Genomic DNA, 14,327 nt, shown 5'->3' on the forward strand with positions numbered 1-14,327 from the left:
CCGCACCGTAGCCCGGTCCCGCCGGGCCCGCGGGGCCCGCCGGACGCCGGAGGCCCGCACCGTGCGCACGGTGCGGGCCTCCGGCGCCCGGCGGGACCGGCTCAGACGGTGAGGGCCAGCTCGCGCTCCACGACGGACGCGAGGAACTCCGTCTCGGCCCGGGCGATCTCCTCGGAGGCCGCCTCGACCATCACGCGGACCACCGGCTCGGTCCCCGAGGGGCGCAGCAGCACGCGGCCCGTCTCGCCGAGGCGCTGCTCGACCTCCGCGACGGCCGCCTGCACCCCGGGGTTGGAGCCCACCGCGGTGCGGTCCACCCCGCGCACGTTGAGCAGCACCTGCGGCAGCCGCGTCATCACGCGGGCCAGCTCCGCGAGCGGTGCGCGGGTCTGGGCCACGCGCGAGGCCAGCATCAGCCCGGTCAGCAGCCCGTCGCCGGTGGTGGCGTAGTCGGACATGATCACGTGGCCGGACTGCTCGCCGCCCAGGTTGTACCCGTGCTCGGTCATCGTCTCGAGGACGTAGCGGTCCCCCACGGCGGTCTCCCGAACGTCGATGCCCGCGTCCCGCAGGGCCAGCTTGAGGCCGAGGTTGCTCATCACGGTGGCCACGAGCGTGTCCTCGACGAGCCGGCCCGCGTCCTTGAGCGCCAGGGCGAGGATCGCCATGATCTGGTCCCCGTCGACCTCGCGGCCGGTGGCGTCCACGGCGAGGCAGCGGTCGGCGTCGCCGTCGTGGGCGATCCCGAGGTCGGCCCCGAGCTCGACGACGGCCCGCTGGAGGGGCTCCAGGTGGGTCGAGCCGCAGCCGTCGTTGATGTTCAGGCCGTCGGGCTCCGCGCCGATGACGTGCACCTCGGCGCCCGCGCCGCGGAAGGCGTCCGGCGAGACCCCGCTGGCGGCGCCGTTGGCGCAGTCCAGGACCACGCGCATCCCCTCGAGCCGGTGCGGGATGGCCCCCACCAGGTGCAGGACGTAGCGGTCCTCGGCGTCCGTGAGCAGGTGGATGCGCCCGACCCCGGCGCCGGTGGGGCGCCGGAAGTCGCCGGACTCGAAGACCTGCTGGATCTCGTCCTCCACCCGGTCCGGGAGCTTCCGCCCGCCGTGGGCCAGGAACTTGATCCCGTTGTCGGGGGCCGGGTTGTGCGAGGCGGAGATCATCACGCCGAAGTCGGCGTCGAGGTCCGCCACCAGGTAGGCCAGCGCGGGGGTCGGCAGGACCCCGGCGTCGTGGACGTCCACGCCCGAGCCGGCGAGACCCGCGGTCACGGCGGCGCTGAGGAACTCCCCGCTGGCCCGCCCGTCCCGGGCGACGACCGCCGTGGGGCGCCGCCCCTCGCGTGCGTGGCCGTGGCCGAGCACGATCGCGGCGGCCTGGGCCAGGTCCAGGGTCATGTTGGCTGTGAGGAGGTCGTTCGCGAGCCCGCGCACGCCGTCCGTTCCGAATAATCTAGACATCGCCCCCATCCTACGTTCCCCGCGGCCCGGACACCGGCAGGCGGGCAGAAACGAAGGGACCCCGTCCGACACCGGTGTGCACCGGGTCGGACGGGGTCCGTGACGCTGGGGCGGGCCGGGAGGCCCTCCGATCAGCGCTTCGAGTACTGCGGAGCCTTGCGGGCCTTCTTGAGACCGGCCTTCTTGCGCTCGATGACGCGCGGGTCGCGGGTCAGGAAGCCGGCCTTCTTGAGGGTCGGGCGGTTGTTCTCGAGGTCGATCTCGTTCAGGGCACGCGCCACGCCGTGGCGCAGGGCACCGGCCTGGCCGGAGGGGCCACCGCCGTGGATGCGGGCGATGACGTCGTAGGCGCCCTCGAGCTCCAGCACCTTGAAGGGGTCGTTGACCTCCTGCTGGTGCAGCTTGTTCGGGAAGTAGTTCTCCAGGGTGCGGCCGTTGACGGTCCACTGGCCGGAGCCGGGGACGACGCGCACGCGGGCGACGGCCTCCTTGCGGCGGCCGACGGCCTGGCCGGAGACGGTGAGGGCCGGGCGCTCGGCGGCGGCCTCGGTCTCCTCCGCGGGGGAGGACTCGGAGGTGTAGCTGCTCAGCTGCTCCTCGCCGTCCACGATGTTCTGCTCTTCAGTATTCTGAGCCACGATTTTCCTCGCTCGTTTCTGTCGTAGGCCCGGTTACTGGGCGACCTGGGTGAACTCGAAGGTCTGCGGCTGCTGGGCACCGTGGGGGTGCTCCGGGCCGGCGTAGACCTTGAGCTTGGACATCTGCTGGGCGGCCAGCTTGTTCTTCGGGAGCATGCCACGGATGGCCTTCTCCACGGCGCGGACCGGGTGCTTCTCCAGCAGCTCGGCGTAGGAGCTGGACTTGAGCCCGCCCGGGTAGCCGGAGTGGCGGTAGGCCCGCTTCTTCTCGAGCTTGGAGCCGGTCAGGGCCACCTTCTCGGCGTTGATGATGATGACGAAATCACCGGCGTCCACGTGGGGAGCAAAGGTCGGCTTGTGCTTTCCGCGCAGCAGCGTTGCGGTCTGGCTGGCAAGGCGACCCAGGACGACGTCGGTGGCATCGATGACGTGCCACTGGCGCTGGATGTCACCGGGCTTCGGGGTGTACGTACGCACGTTAGTTTGCCTTCGTTCGGGTTATCTCGGTGGCGCTAGTTGGGATCACGCCGTTTCTCGGTGTGCCGTCCGGGGCTCGGGTGAGGGCCGAGCTGCATCCGGTGCCCGAGACCCCGGTGCACCGGACCGCCAGGCGTCCTGCAACGGGACAGCGGATCCGGGTACACGTGAACCGAGGCGGGACACGCACAACAGCACCCCACGGTACCGGATGGAGCGGCCAAAGACCACTCGGGCCATACACCCGGAGGGTGCGGCGGTCAATCTCCCCGCGGGCGCCCGGGCCCGCGGAGGCTCACGCTCCGCCGTGCCGGGGCGTCCCGGGAGCGTCGCGGGGATCTCCTCGGAGCTCCTCGCGGGCGGGGTCGCCGAGCGGGGCGCGCCGCGCCCGGGTGCGCTCGGCCCGCTCCCCCAGGGCGGCGTCCCCGGGATAGCGGACCTCCTCGAGCACGAGGGCGTGCGGCGGGGCCATCAGCGCCTTGGCGTCCCGGACCCGCTCCGCGAGCCGGCGGCCGAGCCAGTCGGGGTCCTCGCGGCCCGCGCCCACGCGGGCGGCCGCGCCCACGACCGAGCGGACCATGTGGTGGCAGAAGGCGTCCGCCTCGATGCCCAGCAGCACGAGCCCGTCCCGGTCCCGCTCGACGGACACGTCCAGGACCTCCCGCACCGTCGTGGCGCCCTCCCGGGGGCGGCAGAAGGACAGGAAGTCGTGCAGCCCCACCAGCTCCTGCGCCGCCCGGGCCATGACAGGGACGTCGAGCACGTCCTTCGACCACCACGTCAGGTGCCGGGTCAGCGGGTCCCGGCCCGCCGCGCCGTCGTCGATCCGGTAGCTGTAGCGGCGGGAGACGGCGGAGAAGCGGGCGTCGAAGCCGGCGGGGGCGGCGCCCGCGCGGCGGACCACCACCGCGCCCGGGCACTCGGGCAGGCCCTGCGCGCGGCGGCCGCGGCCCAGGACGTGGGCCAGTGCCCCGGTGAGGCGGCGTTCGAGCGCCCGTCCCGGGTCCTCGTCCCGGCCGCGGGCGAGACCGGTCCACTCCGCGGGGGCCAGGTCCAGGTGCGCCACCTGGCCGCGGGCGTGCACCCCGGTGTCCGTCCGGCCGGCCACCGCGACCCGCACGTCCCGGCGGACCAGCACGGCGAGGGCGTCCTCCACGGCCCCCTGCACGGTGGGCAGGCCCGGCTGACGGGCCCACCCGGCGAACGGCGCGCCGTCGTAGGCCAGGTCGATCCGCACGCGCACGGGGGAGTCGGACGGGCTCATGGTCAGCTCCTGGGAGGGGGTGGTGGGGGGTGCGGCGGGCACGACGACGCCGCCGGGGACCAGGTCCCCGGCGGCGTCGCGGTGTCCGTCCGTGCGTCGTCCGGTCAGCGCAGCTTCTGCGCGGCGGCGCCGCCGGCCGGCTGGAAGCCGGCGGCCTCGGCGTTGGCCGGCGAGTCGAACCAGATCTCGGCGGTGGTGCCCGCGTACCAGCGCGAGCCGGGCACGTGGTACTTCATCGAGTTCTTGTTGCCCTTGACCTCGAAGCCCTCGGGGGCCTCGCCGGACTCGAGCGGGGCGTGCGAACCGGGGAACTCGGCGTCGGAGTTCTCGGCGGCGACCTCGGCGGCCTGCTCGGAGCCGACCTCGGGGGCCTGCTCGTCGGCGGGGATCTCCTCGGCGGCGACCTCACCGGCGGTGGTGTCCGCCGGGGTGTCGACCGGGGCGGCGGGGGCCGGGGCGGCCTTCTCGGTGGCGCGCTCGGCCTCGGCCACGGTGGCCTTGGTCGCGACGGGCTCCATCACGAGCTCGATGACGGCCATGGGGGCGTTGTCGCCCTTGCGGTTGCCGATCTTGGTGATGCGGGTGTAGCCGCCGTTGCGGTCCTCCATCGCCGAGGCGATGGTGGTGAACAGCTCGTGCACCACGGACTTGTCGGTCAGCTGCGCCAGCACGCGACGGCGGGCGGCCAGGTCACCGCGCTTGGCGAAGGTGATCAGGCGCTCGGCGTAGGGACGCATCCGCTTCGCCTTGGTCACGGTGGTGGTGATGCGCTTGTGCTCGAACAGCTGCTGCGACAGGTTCGCCAGCATCAGGCGCTCGTGCGCGGGTCCGCCTCCGAGGCGGGGTCCCTTGGTGGGAGTAGGCATGGTTGTTGATCTCCTGGAAGTGTGTCCCGGCCCGGGCGGGCACCCGTCGGGACGTCAGCGGGAAGGACTAGTGGTCGTCGTCGTCGAACGGGTTCTCGTCGTCGATCGCGGCGGCGCGAGCGGCGAGGTCGAAACCGGGGGGCGAGTCCTTGAGGGACAGCCCGAGGTCGACGAGCTTGGCCTTGACCTCGTCGATCGACTTGGCGCCGAAGTTGCGGATGTCCATCAGGTCCGCCTCGGAACGGCCCACGAGCTCACCCACGGTGTGGATGCCCTCGCGCTTGAGGCAGTTGTAGGACCGCACGGTGAGCTCGAGGTCCTCGATGGGCAGCGCCATGTCGGCGGCCATCGCGGCGTCCGTCGGCGAGGGCCCGATCTCGATGCCCTCGGCGGCCGTGTTGAGCTCCCGGGCGAGACCGAACAGCTCGACCAGGGTGGTGCCGGCGGAGGCCACGGCGTCACGCGGGGTGATGGCCTCCTTGGTCTCCACGTCCAGGACCAGCTTGTCGAAGTCGGTGCGCTGCTCCACACGGGTGGCCTCCACGCGGAAGGTCACCTTCAGGACGGGCGAGTAGATCGAGTCGACCGGGATGCGGCCGATCTCCGCGTCCCCGGCCTTGTTCTGGGCGGCGGAGACGTACCCGCGCCCGCGCTCGATGGTCAGCTCGAGCTCGAGCTGGCCCTTCGCGTTGAGGGTCGCGATGTGCAGGTCCGGGTTGTGGATCTCCACACCGGCCGGGGCCGTGATGTCCGCGGCGGTGACGACGCCGGGGCCCTGCTTGCGCAGGTAGGCGACGACGGGCTCGTCCTGCTCCGAGGAGACGGCGAGCTTCTTGATGTTGAGAATGACCTCGGAGACGTCCTCCTTCACGCCCTCCACGGTGGAGAACTCGTGGAGCACCCCGTCGAGCCGGATGCTGGTCACGGCGGCACCGGGGATCGAGGACAGGAGGGTGCGGCGGAGGGAGTTGCCGAGGGTGTAGCCGAAGCCGGGCTCGAGCGGTTCGATCACGAAGCGGGACCGGTTGTCGGCCACGACCTCTTCAGAGAGGGTGGGGCGCTGTGCGATGAGCACTGATGTTTCCTTTCAGCGGGCATCCGCTATATGACGCGCGCAAATGGTGGAAAACAGTTGATGGGTGCGGACCGGTGCCCGGTCCGTTGTCGGCATGCGCACCGGGACCCCGCAGGGTCCCGGTGGGCGTGCTCACATCAGACGCGGCGGCGCTTCGGCGGGCGGCAACCGTTGTGCGCGCTCGGGGTGACGTCCGAGATGGAGCCGACCTCGAGGCCGGTGGCCTGCAGGGAGCGGATGGCGGTCTCGCGCCCGGAGCCGGGGCCCTTGACAAACACGTCGACCTTGCGCATGCCGTGCTCCTGCGCGCGCTTCGCGGCGGCCTCGGCGGCCATCTGGGCCGCGAAGGGGGTGGACTTGCGAGAGCCCTTGAAACCCATCTCGCCGGCGGACGACCAGGAGAGGACGGCGCCGGAGGGGTCGGTGATGGTGACGATGGTGTTGTTGAACGTCGACTTGATGTGGGCCTGGCCCTGGGTGACGTTCTTCTTGTCCTTGCGGCGGGGCTTGCGGGCAGCCGCTGCGCGAGTCTTCGGGGGCATGGAGATCTCCTACAAAGTTCGGGAAGAGTGGTGGTGGGCCGCTCGGGGGACCGCGGGGTCCTGGCGCACGAGCGGCAGCGGGCTACTTCTTCTTGCCGGCGACCGTGCGCTTCGGACCCTTGCGGGTGCGGGCGTTGGTCTTGGTGCGCTGACCGTGCACGGGCAGGCCGCGGCGGTGCCGGATGCCCTGGTAGCTGCCGATCTCGACCTTGCGGCGGATGTCGGCGGCCACCTCGCGGCGGAGGTCACCCTCGACCTTGTAGTTGTCCTCGATGTAGTCGCGCAGCTCCACGAGCTGGGCATCGGTGAGTTCGCGCACGCGCAGGTCGCCCGAGATGCCGGTGGCGTCCAGGGTGGCGAGCGCGCGGGTGCGACCCACGCCGTAGATGTAGGTGAGCGCAATTTCCAGCCGCTTTTCGCGGGGGAGGTCGACGCCTGCGAGACGAGCCATATCGGCGGTTCTCCTTGTGGTGTTCCAGAGGTCTGGAGCATCGCTGTCCGGTCGGGGACGTCATGTCCCCTCCGGTCCCCGGCCTCTGTACCGGGGGCGCCCGCCTGGATCTCTCCGGTCGGGAGCGGTGCCTTTGTGGATCCACTTGCGTGGGCAGCTCGGGGCGGGTCAGCCCTGACGCTGTTTGTGGCGCGGGTTCTCGCAGATCACCATGACCCGCCCGTTGCGGCGGATCACCTTGCACTTGTCGCAGATCGGCTTCACGCTCGGTTGGACCTTCATCGCATTCCTTCGCGTCGTTCTCTCGAGTGGTGTGCGGCCCGGACGGCCGCCGGTCCTACTTGTAGCGGTAGACGATACGACCGCGGGTGAGGTCGTACGGGCTCAGCTCCACCACCACGCGGTCCTCGGGGAGGATCCGGATGTAGTGCTGTCGCATCTTCCCGGAGATGTGGGCGAGGACCAGGTGACCGTTGTTCAGCTCAACGCGGAACATCGCGTTGGGCAGAGCCTCGACCACAGTGCCTTCGATCTCGATGACTCCGTCTTTCTTGGCCATATCCTCCGCTAACTTCAGGTGCCCCCCGCCGGGGCGGCGAGCAGGGTTTCGGGTGTACATCGTCGTTAAACGCCGCAGCGGACCTGTACGCGCGCACCATCACCGTTCGTGGTGCACGGTGAGGGTCGGCGTGGTCCGAAGTGTGCGGAATCGCTGGAGCACAGACAACCAACAGGACACTCTACGGGATCGGGGGCGCCTCCCGCAACGCGGGAGGCGCCCCCGGGGAGCGGTGCCGGGGACGACGGCGCTCAGACGGTCGCGGCGAGCTGCCCGCAGGCCCCGTCGATGTCGGAGCCGCGGGTGTCCCGCACGGTGGTGGGGATGCCGTGGGCCCGGAGCCGCTCCACGAAGTTCTGCTCCACGCCGGGCCGGGACGCGGTCCACTTGGAGCCGGGGGTCGGGTTGAGCGGGATGGGGTTCACGTGCACCCATCCCCCGCCGCGGGCGTTGAGCTTCTCGCCGAGGAGGTCGGCCCGCCACCCGTGGTCGTTGATGTCGCGGATCAGGGCGTACTCGATCGAGACCCGCCGGCCGGTGGCCTGGTAGTAGTCGTAGGCGGCGTCGAGGGCCTCGTCGACCTTCCAGCGGGTGTTGATCGGGATGAGCTCGTCGCGCAGCTCGTCGTCCGGGGCGTGCAGGGACAGCGCCAGGGTGACCGGCAGCTTCTCCTGCGTGAACTTCCGGATCCCGGGCACCAGGCCCACCGTGGACATGGTGATGCCGCGGGCCGAGATGCCGAGGCCCTCCGGGGAGGGGTCGATGAGGCGGTGGATCGCCCCGATCGAGGCCTTGTAGTTGGCGAGGGCCTCCCCCATGCCCATGAACACGATGTTGGAGATGCGCAGCGGCTCCTGCTCGGCCCGGCCGACCCTGCCGCCGCGGAGCATCCGGGCGCCCTGCACGACCTGCTCGACCATCTCCGCGGTGGAGAGGTTGCGGGTCAGGCCCGCCTGGCCGGTCGCGCAGAAGGGGCAGTTCATCCCGCAGCCGGCCTGGGAGGAGATGCACATGGTCACCCGGTGGGTGTAGCGCATGAGCACGGACTCCACGGTGGCGCCGTCGAAGCAGCGGTGCACGTTCTTGACGGTGTCCCCCTGGTCGGCCTCGAGGCTGCGCACGGTGGTCAGCAGCGCGGGCAGGGCCTGGGAGACGAGCTCCTCCCGGCCGGCCGCGGGCAGGTCGGTCATGTCCTCGGGGGCCGTGGCGAACCGGTCGAAGTAGTGGCGGGAGAGCTGTCCCGCCCGGAAGGGCTGGTGCCCCATTTCGGCGAGGAACTCCCGGCGGCCCGCCATGTCGAAGTCGGCGAGGTGGCGCGGGGGCTTGCCGCGCCGCGGCGCGGCGAAGGTCAGCTGACCGGGCCGGGGTTTCACGGTGAGCTCGACGGGTGTGCTGGTGGTGCTCTGCTGCGGCTGCTGGGCCACGGTGTTCTCCTCGCGGTGTCGCGGGTCCGGGGTGGTGGAGGGCCGGCCGGTCACGGCAGGTCCTCCGGGATCGGGACGGGGCGCACGCCGAGGGGCTCGAGCTCCGAGGCCCCGCCGTCCTCGGCGGTGAGCACCCAGACGCCGTCGGCGTGCAGGGCCACGGAGTGCTCCCACTGGCTGGAGCGGGCGCCGTCGGTGGTGACCACGGTCCACTCGTCGTCGAGCACGCGGGTGCCGATCCCGCCGCGGACGAGCATCGGCTCGATGGCCAGTGCCATCCCGGCGCGCAGGCGGGGCCCGCGGTCGGTGCTGCGGAAGTTGAGCACGTCGGGGGCCATGTGCATCTTGGACCCGATCCCGTGTCCCACGTACTCCTCGAGGATCCCGAAGCGGTGCCCGGAGGCCTTGCGCACGTAGTCCTCCACGGCCGCGCCGATGTCGCCGACGTGCGTGCCGGTGGCCGCCGCCGCGATGCCGTGCCACATGGCGTTGCGGGTGACGTCGGAGAGCTCGGCGTCCGCGGGGTCCGGGCGGCCCAGGAGCACGGTGCGCGCGGAGTCCCCGTGCCAGCCCTCGACCACGGCCCCGCCGTCCACGGAGAGGATGTCCCCCTCCTGCAGCACCTGGTCCCCCGGGATGCCGTGGACGACCACCTCGTTGACGGACACGCACACGGCGGCGGGGTAGCCGAAGTAGCCGAGAAAGTTGGAGCTCGCCCCGTGCGCGTCGAGGACGGAGCGGAAGACGTCGTCGAGGGACGCGGTGGTCACGCCGGGCACGGCGGCCGCCACGGCGGCGTCGAGGGCGCGGGAGGTCACCACCCCGGCGCGCTGCATGGTGCGCAGCTGGGCGTGGGTCTTGTACTCGATCCGGCGGCGGCCGAACATGCGGTCTTCCTTCCGAGCCGCTCCCCCGGTCGGGGAGCTCGCGGCTGTCGTGGGTTAAACGTGAGACCCCCGGGGGTGTCCGGGGGTGTCACGGCGTTCGCGGTGCGGGACGGTGCGTCAGGACAGCGCTGTCATGATCCGCTGGGAGACCTCGTCGACGGTCCCGAGACCGTCGACCTCGCGGACGATGCCGCGCCGGTCGTAGACGTCGACGACCACGGCGGTCTCGGCGTCGTACACGTCGAGGCGGTGCCGGATGACCGCCTCCGTGTCGTCGGTGCGCCCCTCCTTCTGGGCCCGCCCGAGGAGCCGCTGGACGAGCTCGTCGCGGTCGGCGGTCAGCTTCAGCACCACGTCGAGCTCCTGCCCCAGCTCGTCGAGGATGGCGTCGAGCTCGTCCACCTGCGCGGCGTTGCGCGGGTAGCCGTCGAGCAGGAAGCCGTCGGCGGTGTCCGTCTCGGCGAGGCGGTCGCGGACCATCCGGTTGGTCACGGAGTCCGGGACGAGGTCGCCGGCGTCGATGTAGCTCTTGGCCTCCTGCCCCAGAGGGGTCCGGCCCTTGATGTTGGCCCGGAAGATGTCACCGGTGGAGATCGCCGGGATGCCGAGCCGCTCCGAGATGCGCACGGCCTGCGTGCCCTTGCCTGCGCCGGGGGGTCCGATGATGAGCATGCGGGTCATGAAGTCTCCTTGCGGTCGGTGGTGGCTGCGGTCACAGTCTACCGGGGCGTGCCCGCCGTCCCCGGCGGGGGACGGCGGGGTGGGGTCAGCGCAGCAGGCCCTCGTAGTTGCGCTGCTGCAGCTGGGCCTCGATCTGCTTCACCGTGTCCAGGCCCACGCCCACCATGATCAGCAGCGACGGACCGCCGAAGGGGAAGTTCTGGTTCGCGTCGATCAGCACGAGCGCCACGAGGGGGATCATGGACACGATGCCCAGGTAGAGGGCGCCCGGGAACGTGATCCGGCTGAGCACGTAGGCGAGGTACTTCTCGGTGGGCCGTCCCGCGCGGATCCCCGGGATGAAGCCGCCGTAGCGCTTCATGTTGTTGGAGACCTCCTCCGGGTTGAACGTGATCGACACGTAGAAGTACGTGAAGAACACGATCATCAGGAAGTACATCGCCATGTACACGGGGTGGTCGCCGGTGACGAGGTAGGTGTTGATCCAGTTGACCCAGCCGGGGATGTCCGTGCCGTCGTCCGGCATGCCGAACTGGGCGAGCATGCCGGGGAGCATCAGCATCGAGGACGCGAAGATGATGGGGATGACACCGGCCATGTTGACCTTGAGCGGGATGTAGGTGGTGGTCCCGCCGATCGTGCGCCGGCCCACCATCCGCTTGGCGTACTGCACGGGCACGCGGCGCTGGGACTGCTCCACGAACACCACGCAGGTGATCACCACGAGCCCCACGGCCAGCACGGAGAGGAACACGCCCCAGCCGCGGGTGCGGAGGATCTCGCCCAGCGCGGAGGGGAAGGTCGCGGCGATGGACGTGAAGATGAGCAGCGACATGCCGTTGCCCACGCCCTTCTCCGTGATCCGCTCCCCCAGCCACATGATGATCGCCGTGCCGGCGGTCATCGTGATGATGATGATCAGCACGGTCAGCCAGGTGTCGTTCGGGATGATCGGCAGGGGGCAGTCCCCCAGCAGGGCGCCGGACCGGGCGAGCGAGACCACCGTGGTGGCGTTGAGCAGCGCGAGGCCGATGGTGAGGTAGCGGGTGTACTGGGTCAGCTGCGTCTGCCCCTGCGCCCCCTCCTCGTGCAGCTCCTGGAAGCGCGGGATGACCACGCGCAGCAGCTGCACGATGATGCTCGCGGTGATGTAGGGCATGACGCCCAGGGCGAAGACCGACAGCTGCAGCAGCGCGCCGCCGCTGAAGAGGTTCACCATGTCGTACACGCCGCCCGTGGTGGTCCCGAGGGCCAGGCACTGCTGCACGTTGCCGTAGTCGACGCCCGGCGCCGGGATGAACGTGCCCAGGCGGTAGAGCACGATGAGGGCGAGGGTGAACCCCAGCTTGCGTCGCAGGTCGGGGGTTCGCAACGCCCGTCCGAAAGCGCTGAGCACATGTCCTCCTAGAGACTGGGTCCGACCGGCATCCGGTGGCGGGGGGTGTGGTGGTGCGGGAGCTCGGTCCGGGGTCCCCGCGCCCGGTGGGCGCGGGCGACTCCGGCAAGTCTAGCGAACGCGGCCCGCCCGGGACTCACCGGGGGCGCGCGCCGACGGGGCGGGCTCGTGCCCGCCGACGGATCAGGCCCCGCCCACGCTGGCGTGGACGGGGCCTGATCCGTGGGTGCCGCGGGGCCGGGCGTGCGCCCGGCCCCGCGGCCCGCGCTCACAGCGCGGTGGTGCTGCCGCCGGCGGCGGCGATCTTCTCCGCGGCGGAGCCCGAGAAGGCGTGCGCCTTCACGTCGACCGCGACCGCGATGTCGCCGGAGCCCAGGACCTTGACGGGCTGGTTCTTGCGCACGGCGCCGCGGGCCACGAGCGACTCCACGGTCACCTCGCCGCCCTCCGGGAAGAGCTCGGTGAGCTTGTCCAGGTTGACGACCTGGTACTCCACGCGGAACGGGTTCTTGAACCCGCGCAGCTTGGGCAGGCGCATGTGCAGCGGAAGCTGCCCGCCCGCGAAGCCCGCCTTGACCTGGTACCGGGCACTGGTGCCCTTGGTGCCGCGGCCGGCGGTCTTGCCCTTGGAGCCCTCACCGCGACCCACGCGGGTCTTGGCGGTCTTCGCGCCCGGGGCCGGACGCAGGTGGTGCACCTTGAGCGCGTGCACCTTCTCGTTGCTCTGAGCGGTGTTCTCAGCAGTGTTCTCTGCCATGGTTACTTGGCCTCCTCGACCTTGACCAGGTGGGCGACGGTGTTGACCATGCCCGCGGTCACGCCGTCGGCCTTGCGGACCACGACGTTGCCCGGCCGCTTGAGGCCGAGGGACCGCAGGGTGTTGCGCATGTTCTGCTTCTGGCCGACCACCGACCGGACCTGCGTGATGCGCAGCTCCGTGCCGTCGGGCTGGATACGCTTGCCGGACATCAGGCACCTGCCTTCTGGATCGAGCGCAGCAACGGACCGGGGACGACCTCGTCCATCGGGAGCCCACGACGGGCCGCGACGGCCGCCGGCTCCTCGAGCTGGCGGAGCGCCTCGATGGTTGCGTGCACGATGTTGATCTGGTTCGACGAGCCGAGGGACTTCGACAGCACGTCGTGGATGCCGGCGCACTCGAGCACCGCGCGGACCGGACCACCGGCGATCACACCGGTACCCGGGGTCGCCGGGCGCAGCATGACGACGCCTGCGGCGGCCTCGCCCTGCACGCGGTGCGGGATCGTGCGGTCCTCGATGCGCGGGACGCGGAAGAAGTTCTTCTTCGCCTCCTCGACGCCCTTCGAGATCGCCGCCGGCACCTCCTTGGCCTTGCCGTAGCCGACGCCGACCATGCCGTTGCCGTCGCCGACGACGACGAGGGCGGTGAAGCTGAAGCGACGACCACCCTTGACGACCTTGGAGACACGGTTGATGGTCACGACGCGCTCGAGGAACTTGTCCTTCTCCTCGTCGCGGCCGCCGCGGCCACCGCGGCCGCCGCGCTCGCCACGGCCCCCGCGCTCACCGCGGCCGCCGCGCTCGCCGCGGCCACCGCGGTCGCCGCGGGAGTCCTGGGAGCGGTTGGCCTCGGTGGTCTGCTGGGCCCCGGTCGCCTCCGTGGAGGCAGTGCTGGCTTCGGTCACCTGGGTTTCCTTCTCGTTGTTCTGCTCGCTCACAGTGCCAGACCTCCTTCACGGGCGCCGTCGGCGACAGCCGCCACGCGACCGTGGTACTTGTTGCCGCCGCGGTCGAACACGACGGACTCGACACCGGCGGCCTTGGCGCGCTCGGCCACGAGCTCACCCACGCGCTTGGCCTTGGCGGTCTTGTCCGCGTCGGCGCCGCGCAGGTCGGCCTCCATGGTGGAGGCCGAGGCGACGGTGACACCCTTGGTGTCGTCGACGACCTGGACGAACACGTGGCGGGCGGAGCGGTTGACGACCAGGCGCGGGCGCGCGGCCGTGCCGGCCAGGTGCTTGCGCACCCGGACGTGGCGGCGGCTGCGGGCGGCGGCCTTGGACTTGCCCTTGATCTTCAGAGCCATGGTTACTTACCAGCCTTTCCGGCCTTGCGGCGGATCTGCTCGCCGGCGTACCGCACGCCCTTGCCCTTGTAGGGCTCGGGGGCGCGGAGCTTGCGGATCTTGGCGGCGACCTCGCCGACCTGCTGCTTGTCGATGCCGTTGACCGAGAGCTTGTTGACGCCCTCGACGGCGAACGAGATGCCCTCCGGCGCCTTGAAGGTGATCGGGTGGCTGTAGCCGAGGGCGAACTCGAGGTCCTGGCCCTTGGCCTGCACGCGGTAACCGGTGCCGACGATCTCGATGCCCTTGGTGTAGCCCTGGGTGACGCCCTGGATCATGTTGGCGATCAGGGTGCGGGTGAGACCGTGCAGCGAGCGGGACTCGCGCTCGTCGTCGGGTCGGGTGACGGTGAGGGTGCTGTCGTCGAGCGCGACGGTGATCGGGCTGGCAACGGTGTGCTGCAGCTCGCCCTTGGCGCCCTTGACGGAGACGACGTTGCCGTCGATCTTGATCTCCACACCGGCCGGCACAGAGATGGGGAGACGTCCGATACGTGACATGTT

The 14,327-nt window shown here is 71.2% G+C and carries 19 protein-coding genes; all 19 read right to left on the minus strand.

The window, feature by feature from the left end; translation table 11 throughout:
- Positions 1 to 101 precede the first annotated feature (101 nt).
- The 19 genes from glmM to rplF all read right to left on the minus strand — a co-directional run bounded on the left by glmM (position 102) and on the right by rplF (position 14,324).
- Entirely contained in the window at positions 102 to 1,457 is a 1,356-nt protein-coding gene (gene glmM / locus ACP7CD_RS02840; protein WP_031282958.1) for a phosphoglucosamine mutase, read from the minus strand.
- Positions 1,458 to 1,588: 131 nt separating this feature from the next.
- Positions 1,589 to 2,095, minus strand: coding sequence for a 30S ribosomal protein S9 (rpsI, locus tag ACP7CD_RS02845; RefSeq protein ID WP_031282957.1), 507 nt, complete (start codon positions 2,093 to 2,095; stop codon positions 1,589 to 1,591).
- A 33-nt stretch (positions 2,096 to 2,128) separates the two neighbouring features.
- On the minus strand, positions 2,129 to 2,572 hold the full coding sequence (rplM, locus tag ACP7CD_RS02850; RefSeq protein ID WP_017833326.1) for a 50S ribosomal protein L13: 444 nt from the start codon (positions 2,570 to 2,572) through the stop codon (positions 2,129 to 2,131).
- A gap of 295 nt (positions 2,573 to 2,867) precedes the next feature.
- Complete coding sequence (locus tag ACP7CD_RS02855) at positions 2,868 to 3,836, minus strand: tRNA pseudouridine synthase A (protein ID WP_035924851.1); 969 nt, start codon at positions 3,834 to 3,836, stop codon at positions 2,868 to 2,870.
- A 104-nt stretch (positions 3,837 to 3,940) separates the two neighbouring features.
- A complete protein-coding gene (rplQ, locus tag ACP7CD_RS02860) occupies positions 3,941 to 4,702 on the minus strand; it encodes a 50S ribosomal protein L17 (RefSeq protein WP_035924856.1) in 762 nt (253 codons plus the stop codon).
- 67 nt (positions 4,703 to 4,769) lie between these two features.
- A complete protein-coding gene (locus tag ACP7CD_RS02865; RefSeq protein WP_017833323.1) occupies positions 4,770 to 5,777 on the minus strand; it encodes a DNA-directed RNA polymerase subunit alpha in 1,008 nt (335 codons plus the stop codon).
- A 137-nt stretch (positions 5,778 to 5,914) separates the two neighbouring features.
- Complete coding sequence (rpsK, locus tag ACP7CD_RS02870) at positions 5,915 to 6,319, minus strand: 30S ribosomal protein S11 (protein WP_017833322.1); 405 nt, start codon at positions 6,317 to 6,319, stop codon at positions 5,915 to 5,917.
- 82 nt (positions 6,320 to 6,401) lie between these two features.
- On the minus strand, positions 6,402 to 6,770 hold the full coding sequence (rpsM, locus tag ACP7CD_RS02875) for a 30S ribosomal protein S13 (RefSeq protein ID WP_017833321.1): 369 nt from the start codon (positions 6,768 to 6,770) through the stop codon (positions 6,402 to 6,404).
- Positions 6,771 to 6,938: 168 nt separating this feature from the next.
- A complete protein-coding gene (rpmJ, locus tag ACP7CD_RS02880) occupies positions 6,939 to 7,052 on the minus strand; it encodes a 50S ribosomal protein L36 (protein WP_017833320.1) in 114 nt (37 codons plus the stop codon).
- A 55-nt stretch (positions 7,053 to 7,107) separates the two neighbouring features.
- A complete protein-coding gene (infA, locus tag ACP7CD_RS02885) occupies positions 7,108 to 7,329 on the minus strand; it encodes a translation initiation factor IF-1 (RefSeq protein ID WP_017833319.1) in 222 nt (73 codons plus the stop codon).
- Positions 7,330 to 7,580: 251 nt separating this feature from the next.
- Entirely contained in the window at positions 7,581 to 8,753 is a 1,173-nt protein-coding gene (gene rlmN / locus ACP7CD_RS02890) for a 23S rRNA (adenine(2503)-C(2))-methyltransferase RlmN (RefSeq protein WP_290467948.1), read from the minus strand.
- Between the two features lie 50 nt (positions 8,754 to 8,803).
- Entirely contained in the window at positions 8,804 to 9,640 is an 837-nt protein-coding gene (map, locus tag ACP7CD_RS02895; protein ID WP_017833317.1) for a type I methionyl aminopeptidase, read from the minus strand.
- Positions 9,641 to 9,757: 117 nt separating this feature from the next.
- A complete protein-coding gene (locus tag ACP7CD_RS02900; RefSeq protein WP_017833316.1) occupies positions 9,758 to 10,321 on the minus strand; it encodes an adenylate kinase in 564 nt (187 codons plus the stop codon).
- 85 nt (positions 10,322 to 10,406) lie between these two features.
- Entirely contained in the window at positions 10,407 to 11,717 is a 1,311-nt protein-coding gene (gene secY / locus ACP7CD_RS02905) for a preprotein translocase subunit SecY (RefSeq protein ID WP_031282952.1), read from the minus strand.
- Positions 11,718 to 11,985: 268 nt separating this feature from the next.
- Positions 11,986 to 12,474: a 50S ribosomal protein L15 gene (gene rplO / locus ACP7CD_RS02910; protein ID WP_017833314.1), complete on the minus strand. Its 489-nt coding sequence runs from the start codon at positions 12,472 to 12,474 to the stop codon at positions 11,986 to 11,988.
- 2 nt (positions 12,475 to 12,476) lie between these two features.
- Positions 12,477 to 12,686, minus strand: coding sequence for a 50S ribosomal protein L30 (gene rpmD, locus ACP7CD_RS02915; protein ID WP_017833313.1), 210 nt, complete (start codon positions 12,684 to 12,686; stop codon positions 12,477 to 12,479).
- Complete coding sequence (gene rpsE, locus ACP7CD_RS02920) at positions 12,686 to 13,417, minus strand: 30S ribosomal protein S5 (RefSeq protein WP_017833312.1); 732 nt, start codon at positions 13,415 to 13,417, stop codon at positions 12,686 to 12,688. Before rpsE ends, rpmD begins: the two co-directional genes overlap by 1 nt.
- Positions 13,414 to 13,785, minus strand: a complete 372-nt coding sequence (gene rplR / locus ACP7CD_RS02925; protein WP_017833311.1) for a 50S ribosomal protein L18 — start codon at positions 13,783 to 13,785, stop codon at positions 13,414 to 13,416. Before rplR ends, rpsE begins: the two co-directional genes overlap by 4 nt.
- Before the next feature lie 2 nt (positions 13,786 to 13,787).
- Positions 13,788 to 14,324, minus strand: a complete 537-nt coding sequence (rplF, locus tag ACP7CD_RS02930; RefSeq protein WP_031282950.1) for a 50S ribosomal protein L6 — start codon at positions 14,322 to 14,324, stop codon at positions 13,788 to 13,790.
- Between the last annotated feature and the right edge of the window lie 3 nt (positions 14,325 to 14,327).

This window comes from Kocuria sp. LHG3120, assembly GCF_049897445.1.
Lineage (GTDB): Bacteria > Actinomycetota > Actinomycetes > Actinomycetales > Micrococcaceae > Kocuria > Kocuria rosea.

Coding starts and splice junctions, on each gene's coding strand:
- glmM (WP_031282958.1), bottom strand. CDS start 1,457: ATGTCTAGATTATTCGGAACGGACGGCGTGCGCGGGCTCGCGAACGAC.
- ACP7CD_RS02855 (WP_035924851.1), bottom strand. CDS start 3,836: ATGAGCCCGTCCGACTCCCCCGTGCGCGTGCGGATCGACCTGGCCTAC.
- rplQ (WP_035924856.1), bottom strand. CDS start 4,702: ATGCCTACTCCCACCAAGGGACCCCGCCTCGGAGGCGGACCCGCGCAC.
- rpsK (WP_017833322.1), bottom strand. CDS start 6,319: ATGCCCCCGAAGACTCGCGCAGCGGCTGCCCGCAAGCCCCGCCGCAAG.
- rpsM (WP_017833321.1), bottom strand. CDS start 6,770: ATGGCTCGTCTCGCAGGCGTCGACCTCCCCCGCGAAAAGCGGCTGGAA.
- rpmJ (WP_017833320.1), bottom strand. CDS start 7,052: ATGAAGGTCCAACCGAGCGTGAAGCCGATCTGCGACAAGTGCAAGGTG.
- infA (WP_017833319.1), bottom strand. CDS start 7,329: ATGGCCAAGAAAGACGGAGTCATCGAGATCGAAGGCACTGTGGTCGAG.
- map (WP_017833317.1), bottom strand. CDS start 9,640: ATGTTCGGCCGCCGCCGGATCGAGTACAAGACCCACGCCCAGCTGCGC.
- ACP7CD_RS02900 (WP_017833316.1), bottom strand. CDS start 10,321: ATGACCCGCATGCTCATCATCGGACCCCCCGGCGCAGGCAAGGGCACG.
- rplO (WP_017833314.1), bottom strand. CDS start 12,474: ATGGCAGAGAACACTGCTGAGAACACCGCTCAGAGCAACGAGAAGGTG.
- rpmD (WP_017833313.1), bottom strand. CDS start 12,686: ATGTCCGGCAAGCGTATCCAGCCCGACGGCACGGAGCTGCGCATCACG.
- rplR (WP_017833311.1), bottom strand. CDS start 13,785: ATGGCTCTGAAGATCAAGGGCAAGTCCAAGGCCGCCGCCCGCAGCCGC.
- rplF (WP_031282950.1), bottom strand. CDS start 14,324: ATGTCACGTATCGGACGTCTCCCCATCTCTGTGCCGGCCGGTGTGGAG.